The organism is Bacteroides sp. 51 (assembly GCF_010500965.1).
In the GTDB taxonomy this organism is placed as follows: domain Bacteria; phylum Bacteroidota; class Bacteroidia; order Bacteroidales; family Bacteroidaceae; genus Bacteroides.
Genome location: NZ_QVMI01000050.1, coordinates 24,567 through 34,635, shown reverse-complemented (window position 1 = coordinate 34,635; position 10,069 = coordinate 24,567). Strand labels below are relative to the sequence as shown.

Here is a 10,069-nt window from a genome sequence, read left to right as displayed (position 1 = left end):
TATTTATGACAAGTAAAACCATAATTGCTTAAATATCAATATTATAAATGTAGCTATAGAGTCATTCTTTACATAAAGAATAGCACTTCATAAAATATAACAAACAAAGAAAGGGTATCTATGAAATTACAAATCGTTAGCCTGGTGGTGTGCCTCCTGTTTACTCTTCAGGAAATCAAGGCGCAATATGTCCAGACCAATCCTTTGGAGTGGATCGCCCTTGCGGAAGGGAATGAAGCGATCAACAGTCAGGTGCAGACACAGACGGAAGGTCAGATGAAAACTGCGGTGTTGCAGAACACCATCGCTGCTGAATTTAACAAGATTCATGAATGGGAACGCAAATACAGTAGCTATCTGCAAACTGCTGGTGGCTATGCCTCTTCGCTGAAAGCGGCTTCTACTCTGTATGAAGATGGTGTGAGAATCTTCATTACGCTTGGAAAGCTGTATAATGCCATCAATAACAATGCGCAAGGGTTGGTTGCCACCATCCCTATGAATAATCTGTATATCGAAACCGCTACAGAACTGGTGACAGTCTATACGCTGCTGAGAAATGCGGTGGCAACAGGTGGCAAACAGAATATGCTGACAGGAGCCGAACGTAGTGAGATGATGTGGGCTTTATCTGATAGATTGGGAACATTCCATAAGAAACTGAACCGACTGTATCTGAGTATTCGCTATTATACGATGATGGATGTGTGGAACAATGCGACCTCCGGAATGCTGGAGCGCACCCCAGGAGAAGTGGCAGTAATGGCCTTAGATAGATGGAAACGGGCGGCAAAAGCTATCAACTATTAACAAGTATAGACATGATGACAAGAATTGTATTCGGATGCTTGTTTGCTTTGCTGGCTGTGGCACAACAAGTACAAGCACAGACCGATCCTATCCTGACAGGAATGATTGTTGCCTATACCGACAAGGCGGAAAACCAACTCAAAGCACAGGAGAAAGCCATGATGATGCAGACTGCTGGTCATCTGTGGATTCGGGAGGAAGTTAAAGCGACTACCGACCTGCAACGGCAGTACAATGAATACCTCGATTCATTCAGGGATATTATCTGCTATGCAGCACAGATATATGGGTTCTATCATGAAATCGGCAAACTGTCCGACAACATGGGGGAACTGAATAAGCAGCTTCAGAAAAATGGACAGGGTGCCTTTGCTGTAGCCCTTACACCCCGGCGTAACCGAATTTATCGGGAGTTGATTCTGGGTAGCGTGGAGATTGTGAACGACATCCGACAGGTATGTCTTAGCAATATCAAGATGACGGAGAAGCAGCGCATTGAAATCGTACTGGCTATCCGGCCCAAACTGCAAGTGATGAACAGGCAACTGCAAAGGCTGGGCAGGGCAGTGAAATACACCTCCTTCGGGGATGTATGGATGGAGATAGATGAAGGAGCACGACCAAAAGCGAATAAATCGGAGATAGCAAAGGCTTGTATGCGAAGGTGGAAAGCCAACGGAAAAAGATAACAACCAATATAAAAACAAAAGGATATGAGTAAATGGGCAACTTTACTAAAATATGGCAAAAGGGCTGCAAACTCGTCTGCTGCAAAGACGATGGGCGATGCAATCATTCATCCTCAACGGACTTTGACTGGATTGGGAAAAGCTACAAAGACTGCTGCCATAGGCGGTGGAATGGGCTATCTGGCATGGGAAAACATCGTAAACGACAAACCAATTGTCAGAACTGCCGCCGATGTTCTCGTTGGAGAAGAAACGGTTGATAAAGGGTTGGAAGTAGTCGGTAATGCCTCCGACCAGATGGAACATATGGTGGAGAAAGTCGGTAAAAATGTGGAGAGTATTTCTTCATCCGTGTCGGGTGTATCTGGTGCGTGGAGCGGAATCGGTAGCTTCTTTAAAAACGTGATTGGCGGTAACGGAGCGGATATGTTCAGTAACTTCTTCGGCAATATTGGTAAAGGGAATGTGTCCGGACTGAGTATGATCGGACTGGTAGCGTCCTCATTGCTCGTCTTCGGGCGGTTCGGCTGGCTGGGAAAGATAGCAGGGACATTGATGGGCATGATGCTCATCGGTAGTAATAGCCGGAGTCTACAGCCGGAACAACCCTCACTGAATGAGTCACAGGATGCGATACGGAATGGAGGGATGAGAAGATAGATATACTACTGATTGGATACTAGGAAAACAAGCATATAGTTTAATAGTAATATAGTTTATTAGTAAAGTAGTAAAAATTGAAAACCAGCAAGATATGAACTATACCCAAGAAATGAACCTGCAATCAAAAAGCGGCTATTGCATGCCCTTTGAGGAGCGAAAAGGCGAAGTCCGTATGTCATTGGACTACGGAACACAAACCCACCCCAAAACAGGGGAAGAGTTTTTCCATCACGGAATAGATTTTGTTACCAGGCATTATCTTCTATCAGCCTGTGCTGATGGAATTGTCAGCGGTGTCGGAAGCAATGCGCGACATGGACTCTTTCAGGTAATCAGATACGGCAAATATGAAGTCACCTACGCCCACCTGTCCAATGTGCTGGCAACCTTTGGAACGAAGGTAAAGGCCGGAAGCGTGGCAAGTGTCAGCGGAGACCTTCTTCATATAGAAGTGAAATACGACGGGGAGGAGATCAACCCTCTTCAATTTCTGACCATGATTTACGGCAATCTAAAGATGATACAACAAAAAGGAGAAACGGGTATGCCGGAATTTGATACCATCGACATGGATATTCCTACAGACTACGAAGACAATCAGGAAGAAGTTGAGCAACTGATGCTCCGTTTCTATCCCGCCTATCTAGCAGAGCTGAATGACGGAAGATACCTTTTGCCACAACATACAGAGCAGTCGCTTCGCAATATCTTCTCCTTCTCAGCCGTCAAGAACTATTTCTACGAGGTGATACCGTCATTGAGCAATCCTTTGGGAATCGGGCAAAGAGCCGTCCCGGTCACAGCCAAGGTACAAAACCTGCTGATAGCCGACTTTCTGAATTACATGGCATTACGGCATCAGATATTCCTATCCACCCTAAGCGAAAGCGATAAAAAAAAACTTCTGACGAAGCCCTGAGAAACGGAGGAATTATCGACCCTCTGGCAGAACTGGAAATAGATGTGCAGAGTTTTGACATACCAAGGCTGATTACAGTCTATCCCGATCAGGCAAGTGTCCGATGGTGGACAAAGGCATGGTTCAACAATCAGGAAGAAGGAGAAGACTCCATTGAAATCACCCGCCAGACAGCCGTTCGCTTTCTACAGAATCAGATAGATAAGGACACCATGCTCGAAGAATATTTCCCCAAACAAATGGAAGTCTACCGCAGCGCCATAGAACAAACAAGAGTACAATTACTGAAACAAATCAATATCTCATGAATACCCCTAAACAATCACAACGGTTCGCGGAGATTGAGTATTGTCTGCAACGCTATTTCAACAGCCAGTTGGACCCGGTTATGCGTAATGTCCGTCAGGAGTTATCAAAAAAGCAGATAAAAGAATACAGCGACTATGCCACCAGCTTCAGCGGAATCCTGCGCTCGGCGGCCAGCACTATGAATCATGTGCCAAACGATTCCATGCAGTATCTCAAGCTCACCGGCGAATGGAACAGCAAGACCACCGAAGACTATGTGGAGATGTGCCGTGAGCAGATAAGCGCCTCGAAAGACTTTCAGAAAGATTTGGGGCGTATGGCCGAAGAATGGCGAAATACCGTGGTTGCGGAAATCGGGCGCGAGAGGTATGATACCCTCTCAAAGGAATTGGGAAGCGACCTTGCTTTTGCCTACGTAGATTACCGTGTGGAACAGATGATGATCGACAAGATGGTAGCGGATAAGATGCCGAAATCATCCATGGAATATATTCTCCGCAAAGGAGCTTCAGGAAGCTTATTGGGAATCATGCAATCACTGTCTCAATCACCACTGGAACAAGAAATAGAAAAGAAAGGCGAAGCTGCCTACCATCCGAATACTGTGGAGAAAGGTGCAGGAAAGGCTGTGTCGTTTGGTGCTGATGTGGTTACGACGGGTGGCTTTTCTTCCTGGGCTTCTGTCGCAAAGTTGTTCGGAGTCGAAGTTGTCTTTAGCGGAGTTGAACACTTCCTTGACAAGAAGCAAAAAGAGAAGCCTGTCACTATTGAAGATTGCATCAGCAAAGGTGTCTTCGGTTCGCAGCAGAATGTATTTGAGGATTTTAGAAAACGGAGCAAGGCGATTAACTCATGGGAGAATGACTATGTGCTTTCCTTTAATAACCAACTGACAAAGAAAATGAGTATATCAACTAAGCAACCTTTTTGGGTGGAAGAATCGGAAAAACCGCTTTGGCAATCGACTACACCTTTTGTGTCGGAGGAAAAAGAGAAAGTGGAATATGCCCAGGTACCGATGGTGGTAGCGCCCGGATATGAGCAGGAATACCTTAACGATCTGAAAAGAATGCAGGAGGTGAAGAACAATGGAGTGCCGGCGACAGCTTTGGAAAGTTCGGAATCACATTCAGAAAAAGACGTTCTGAATATTCCGGGGAATAATTCGGAACGGAATACAGCAAAAGCATCCCCCAATGAAAACGGGTGGGGTAGCTTCTTAGGATCAGTCGGACTGGACGGACTGGGTGATATCGGCAAGAATCTCGGTTATGTGGTATCCATGCTTCCCGATATGCTTATAGGACTCTTCACAGGAAAAACAAAATCCCTGAACATAAAGAACTCGATGATACCTATTGCTTCTATTTTGATAGGAATGTTTGTGAGGAATCCGCTATTGAAGATGGTACTGATCGGAATGGGTGGGCTTAACCTGTTAAATAAGGCCGGTCACGAAGCAATGGATAAACAGGAAGGACGAACACTACAAAATGCAGGAACGGAATTACATTATAAAACTTATCCGGACGAACCGCTGAATCCACGTATCGGAAATCCGGCTCTACAGGGAAACTGCCTTATTGTTACCATAGACAACGTGCCGTGCAGTATACAATTGCCAAACTCTGTGGTGGCTGCCTATGAAGCCGGAGCACTTCCGTTGAATACATTGTCTAATGCCGTGCTGGCCAAGAATGATGAGTTGCAGGCGATGGCACGTGAGAATTATGAGATTTCTCAATCCAGGAGTAGTCACTCACGAGGAATCTATTAATATCATAAAAATAATATGAAGACAAAATTTGACAATGCTCTGTTTTCCGATAGGATTAATATGAGCGATACAGAACGATTAACGGATATATTTAGAAATGGTTTGAGTAAAGAGGATAAGTTATTACTTGAATTTCACGGCGATTTTGATATTGATCCTTTCTGGGATAATAATAGTCTGGATAGTACAATACCAGATTTTAAAGAAGCTGCGTTGGAACGTTTGGTCTACTGCATCCCCCATTTAAAACCTAATATGTTATCGGATGCCGAGATTATAAAACTAGTCAATGAACCACGTTTGACATTCGATGATGACGACCGAGATTTAGAGAAAAATATAAATGATTTGCCCCAACCTCTTTTCTACATAGTTGAAAATTCAGATGAAGTTGATAGAGCTACTGTTGATTATGTGAAAATAGTAAAATATGGAAATATTAGCAAGAATAATATTACTCCTATTGAAGCATACAACAGCCTGGATTACTTTTTATCCAAAAGGCTTATGAAAAAATGGGACCCATGCGGAGCTGACGATGAATTCGGTCAAGTGACGGGAGCCTATTATTATCCTAATGAAAAGATGAAAAATCCGTCGGAGTATTTTCCAAAAGAAATGTTGACTCCTGATCAATGGAGAGAGTTGGAAAAAAAACATGGTGAACTTACAAAACCTTTTATCCCGAAAGAATACTCAATACTTAACCGGATAGCGGATGTGAAAATATATCCATTCAATGGTAATATGGCTATTAGATGTAAGATTGATGGTGAACAACAATATTCCCGGATTCTGGATAAGCGGGATGCCGAATTATTAGATTATGATACAGATACAGAATATCTCGCAGCCAGATATTTTAAAGATGAATTGGAAGATCAGAATGAAATAAGGACATCCATGAGAAGATGACATAAAGATTAAGGTAGGATTTAAACCAATTAGAATTGATGAAAATTGGACTTATAGATGTAGACGGGCATAACTTTCCAAACATTGCTCTTATGAAGTTGTCGGCTTATCATAAGGGGCTTGGAGATACTGTCGATTGGTATTCCGGCATTGAACATTTTGATTGTGTCTATATGAGTAAAGTTTTTGCTTTTACGCCCGATGATTCACGTGTCATTCAAGCGGATGAAGTGATTAAGGGCGGTTCCGGCTATAAACTGTTTAACCAATGGTTACCAGATGAAGTAGAACATATATGCCCAGACTATTCGCTATATCCAACGTATTCATCGGCTTATGGCTTCCTAACGCGTGGATGCGTGAATAAATGCTCATTCTGTATCGTACCCCGCAAAGAGGGCACCATTCGGAAACATGCGGATATAACCGAATTTCTGGACGGGAGAAAATCGGCCATCCTGATGGATAACAATGTGATTGCATCTGATTGGGGATTATCACAAATTGAGAAGATTATATCATTGAAGATCAAAGTCGACTTCAATCAAGGCATTGATTGTCGATTGATTGCAAGGGATAAGTCAATCGCTAAATTGTTGAAACGTGTTTCATGGATCCGTTACATTCGGATGGCTTATGACAACTCGGCTATAACCGAAGAGGTTAAAACAGCTATTGCTTACCTGAAAGAAGCCGGAATACCCGCCTATAAGATGTTTTTCTATATGCTTGTTAAGGATGGACAGATAGAGGATGCCGAAATGAGAGCATTGAATCTTGACCTCTTAGGTTGTACCCCTTTTGCCATGCCATACCGGGATTTAGATAACGATACACCACCAACGGAAGAGCAAAAACGTTTTGCACGTTGGGTAAACTGTAAAGCAGTGTTCAACAGTTGCACATACGGAGAATATAAAGGATAAAACGTTGACCAAATGTAGAAACGATGGAGAAAAATATAATCTATATGGAAGATTGTTTGACAGGTATGGATAGGATTCCAAGTAGTAGTATTGATGCCATAATTTGCGATCTTCCTTACGGAACTACCCAATGCAAATGGGATACAATACTACCATTTGACAGGTTATGGGCGCAATATAAACGCATTATCAAGTCGAATGGAGCAATCGTATTATTTGGTAGTGAGCCATTCTCTTCCAAATTGAGATTGTCTAATATTCAGTGGTATAAATACGATTGGGTGTGGGATAAAATAAAAGGAACAGGATTTCTTAATTCTAAAAAGCAGCCAATGCGCAATCACGAGATAATCAATGTTTTCTATAAAAAACAATGCACTTACAATCCTCAAAAGACGCTAAACCATAATAACCCATCCAAAATTTACTGAATTATCGTAAAACAATATACCAATGAAACAAAAAAACAAGCAGGAACAGCACGCTTACAACCGACAAGTGGAATTACTGACAAACGCACTCAACGGAGCTACCGTCAGTGGCGGATATTGGTTAAACACTTCATCGAGAAGCCTGCCAAGAATCTACCCCAAAGGACCGGCCGTCAGTCCGTTCAATTCCCTTATATTAAGTATGCACGCTGACCAGAACGGTTATAAGACCAATCTGTATACCTTATTTAGGGATGCCAAAAAACGGGGTGAAGCGATCCGTGAACATGAAAACGGAGCACCGTTTCTCTGGTATCGCTGGAAAGAATATGTTAACCGTCATAACCCCGAAGAGTCGATCTTCAGGGAGGACTATCTGAAACTTCCGGACGAAGAGAAAGCTCTCTATAAAGGCATCCGTAACCGGGAAGTACTGACCATGTTCAACATCGACCAAACGACTTTGCCATTGGTTGACAAAGACAGTTATGAGCAATCGGTGGAGCGCTATGGCCGATACGAAGACCGCAAGCATACCAAAAATGAAGAAGGCAATCTTCGTATACAGGTGAATAACTTCGCATCGCGGATGCGTGATAATTTAGTTCCTATTCGGAAAAGCGTTACGGGTATCGTACATTATGATTCAGAGAAAAATGCCGTGTATATACCCGAACAGAAACACTTCGGACAGTACAATGACTATCTACAGGAACTGATGCGGCAGGTGGTTACAGCAACGGGTCACCAGCAGCGACTGGCACGTGAAGGCATGGTGATGAAAGGTGGTGTAGCCCCGTCGGAAGATGCCATGAAATACGAACAACTGGTGGCAGAACTGGCTTCGGGCGTAAAGATGATGGAACTGGGATTGCCGTCGAAACTCTCGAATGACAGCCTGCTTATGGTAGCATACTGGACACGGGAACTGAAAGAAAACCCCTACCTGATAGATGCCATCGAAGCTGACGTGAACAACGCCGTGGATATTATCCGCAGAGCAGAGGAAGGAGAAAAAATAGAACTGGCCACTTTCCGCAACCAACAGCAAACCACAGAGATGAAGGAGAAGCAGAAACCGCAGGTAGACAGTCGGGAAAGTGCTATCCTATTGGATATAATCCGTCATGGCGGCATGAAGATTGACGAACGTAACTTCGCCTCACCCGAAGACAAAATAGCTTTCCTGGAGAAATTCAGCCTGTTACACTATGAAAAGGAAAAGAACTACGCTTTGGAACAAACCAGACACGAAGAACCTGAAGTGGTTGAAACCGCTTTTACGGAAGCGTTGGAGAACGCAGCCAGAATAACCGGGATATGTAACGAGGTGATGCCGGAGCAATGGAATCGAAAAGGCAGTTACCTCATTGCCGATGAATTGAAAAAGCTACCTGACAGAGGTACTAAAGAGATGGTACTCATCAAAGACAATCTTTCAGGTATTGTCGATGTAGTGTTACCGGCAGGTGCTATGGGTGGTGGTGTGGTGGCTATGCCTAATGGGGAGAAACGCCCTTACCATTTGACGCCGGATGAAGTGATGACAGCAGATGAACGCGCTGCCGCCCATGCACAGGTACGGAATTACAATATTCCCGGATTCTCCAAACAGCGTATTCAAGATGCCCTGTTGCAGCAAGGTTTTCGGTATATCCGTTTTTACAATAATGACGGAATGTTGGGCTATCGCCCGGATGACAGTTATTTTGATGGAAAAGACGTTTCGCTCAACAAGTTGAATGGAAAATCATTGGAGACCTTATCCCACTTTGATGTGAGTGAACATGTGCAAAAAGCCACGAACGTACTATTTGACCGCATACAGATGCTACGGGACGACAATAACCGATGGGCTCTATATCTGAAACCACAAAATGAACCCTCATTCAGTGTCTATCCGGATAAAGGGGATATCAATCAATTCTTCTCAACCATCAAGCAAGGACAGAACAAGGAGGCAGAACGGTTGCGCACGGAATTGGCACAGAAATATCACGCTTTGGTGACCAATCGTCCGGAATTGAAGATTGATCTGTTCGGTGGCGATAAAGGCAATGATGCGGATTTGTCAAAGATACAACGCGTGATTATCTACAAGACTAAAGATGAGCGTATCCTCTGTGCCCCGGTCATTGATGGTATCCCCAAAGTGGAACCAAGAGAGATCACCCCACAGCAATGGCAGCGGATGTGGGTGGCGGAAGATATGGCGGAATACAAGACCAACCTTGCCGCCAAAGTATTCAATGACTTGCTGAAGCCCATTCAAGCTGTGGAAATGGATGAAAAAAGTGTGACTCCACAAGTCAATCTGAAGCATTATGAGGAAATCAAAGCAAAACACCCGGATGCAATTCTGTTATTTCGCAAAGAGGACAACTATGAATCGTATGCGGAAGATGCCGGGAAGGTTTCCAAGCTGTTGGATATAGGCAAAACTACCGGGACAGAAAACGGAACAAAGAATCAAGTGGATATGGTCTCTTTTCCGTTTCATGACCTTGATACTGTCTTGCCGAAACTGATCCGGACAGGAAACCGGGTTGCGATATGCGAAGAGATAGGAAATGAAAAGACAATCAATAATCAGCAACAGGAAGAGATACGGATAGGCAGACATTTATAAT

10 protein-coding genes are annotated in these 10,069 nt (G+C 43.7%); all 10 read left to right on the top strand.

Translation table 11 applies throughout. The features are described 5' to 3' along the window. The first annotated feature begins 120 nt into the window (after positions 1–120). The 10 genes from D0T87_RS22515 to D0T87_RS22470 all read left to right on the top strand — a co-directional run bounded on the left by D0T87_RS22515 (position 121) and on the right by D0T87_RS22470 (position 10,068). Entirely contained in the window at positions 121–810 is a 690-nt protein-coding gene (locus tag D0T87_RS22515; protein WP_163178262.1) for a hypothetical protein, read from the top strand. A gap of 11 nt (positions 811–821) precedes the next feature. Further along, positions 822–1,499: a hypothetical protein gene (locus D0T87_RS22510; RefSeq protein WP_370526964.1), complete on the top strand. Its 678-nt coding sequence runs from the start codon at positions 822–824 to the stop codon at positions 1,497–1,499. 24 nt (positions 1,500–1,523) lie between these two features. After that, entirely contained in the window at positions 1,524–2,159 is a 636-nt protein-coding gene (locus D0T87_RS22505; RefSeq protein ID WP_163178260.1) for an antitoxin, read from the top strand. Positions 2,160–2,253: 94 nt separating this feature from the next. Continuing rightward, complete coding sequence (locus D0T87_RS22500; protein WP_163178258.1) at positions 2,254–3,081, top strand: M23 family metallopeptidase; 828 nt, start codon at positions 2,254–2,256, stop codon at positions 3,079–3,081. A 23-nt stretch (positions 3,082–3,104) separates the two neighbouring features. Continuing rightward, the gene (locus tag D0T87_RS22495; RefSeq protein ID WP_163178264.1) at positions 3,105–3,389 is read left to right on the top strand and encodes a hypothetical protein; all 285 of its coding nucleotides are present in this window, start codon (positions 3,105–3,107) and stop codon (positions 3,387–3,389) included. Next, positions 3,386–5,167 carry a hypothetical protein gene (locus D0T87_RS22490; protein WP_163178256.1) on the top strand — a complete coding sequence of 594 codons (1,782 nt, stop codon included), beginning with the start codon at positions 3,386–3,388 and terminating at the stop codon, positions 5,165–5,167. Before D0T87_RS22495 ends, D0T87_RS22490 begins: the two co-directional genes overlap by 4 nt. Positions 5,168–5,182: 15 nt before the next feature. After that, positions 5,183–6,082, top strand: a complete 900-nt coding sequence (locus D0T87_RS22485; protein ID WP_163178253.1) for a hypothetical protein — start codon at positions 5,183–5,185, stop codon at positions 6,080–6,082. Positions 6,083–6,120: 38 nt separating this feature from the next. Next, positions 6,121–7,008 (top strand): radical SAM protein, encoded by an 888-nt coding sequence (locus tag D0T87_RS22480; protein WP_163178251.1) that lies wholly within the window; start codon positions 6,121–6,123, stop codon positions 7,006–7,008. Between the two features lie 23 nt (positions 7,009–7,031). Beyond that, complete coding sequence (locus tag D0T87_RS22475) at positions 7,032–7,439, top strand: site-specific DNA-methyltransferase (RefSeq protein WP_203558767.1); 408 nt, start codon at positions 7,032–7,034, stop codon at positions 7,437–7,439. A gap of 22 nt (positions 7,440–7,461) precedes the next feature. After that, positions 7,462–10,068: an ArdC-like ssDNA-binding domain-containing protein gene (locus D0T87_RS22470; protein WP_163178249.1), complete on the top strand. Its 2,607-nt coding sequence runs from the start codon at positions 7,462–7,464 to the stop codon at positions 10,066–10,068. The last annotated feature ends 1 nt before the right edge of the window (position 10,069 follow it).

Coding starts and splice junctions, on each gene's coding strand:
- D0T87_RS22515 (WP_163178262.1), top strand. CDS start 121: ATGAAATTACAAATCGTTAGCCTGGTGGTGTGCCTCCTGTTTACTCTT.
- D0T87_RS22510 (WP_370526964.1), top strand. CDS start 822: ATGATGACAAGAATTGTATTCGGATGCTTGTTTGCTTTGCTGGCTGTG.
- D0T87_RS22505 (WP_163178260.1), top strand. CDS start 1,524: ATGAGTAAATGGGCAACTTTACTAAAATATGGCAAAAGGGCTGCAAAC.
- D0T87_RS22500 (WP_163178258.1), top strand. CDS start 2,254: ATGAACTATACCCAAGAAATGAACCTGCAATCAAAAAGCGGCTATTGC.
- D0T87_RS22490 (WP_163178256.1), top strand. CDS start 3,386: ATGAATACCCCTAAACAATCACAACGGTTCGCGGAGATTGAGTATTGT.
- D0T87_RS22485 (WP_163178253.1), top strand. CDS start 5,183: ATGAAGACAAAATTTGACAATGCTCTGTTTTCCGATAGGATTAATATG.
- D0T87_RS22480 (WP_163178251.1), top strand. CDS start 6,121: ATGAAAATTGGACTTATAGATGTAGACGGGCATAACTTTCCAAACATT.
- D0T87_RS22475 (WP_203558767.1), top strand. CDS start 7,032: ATGGAGAAAAATATAATCTATATGGAAGATTGTTTGACAGGTATGGAT.
- D0T87_RS22470 (WP_163178249.1), top strand. CDS start 7,462: ATGAAACAAAAAAACAAGCAGGAACAGCACGCTTACAACCGACAAGTG.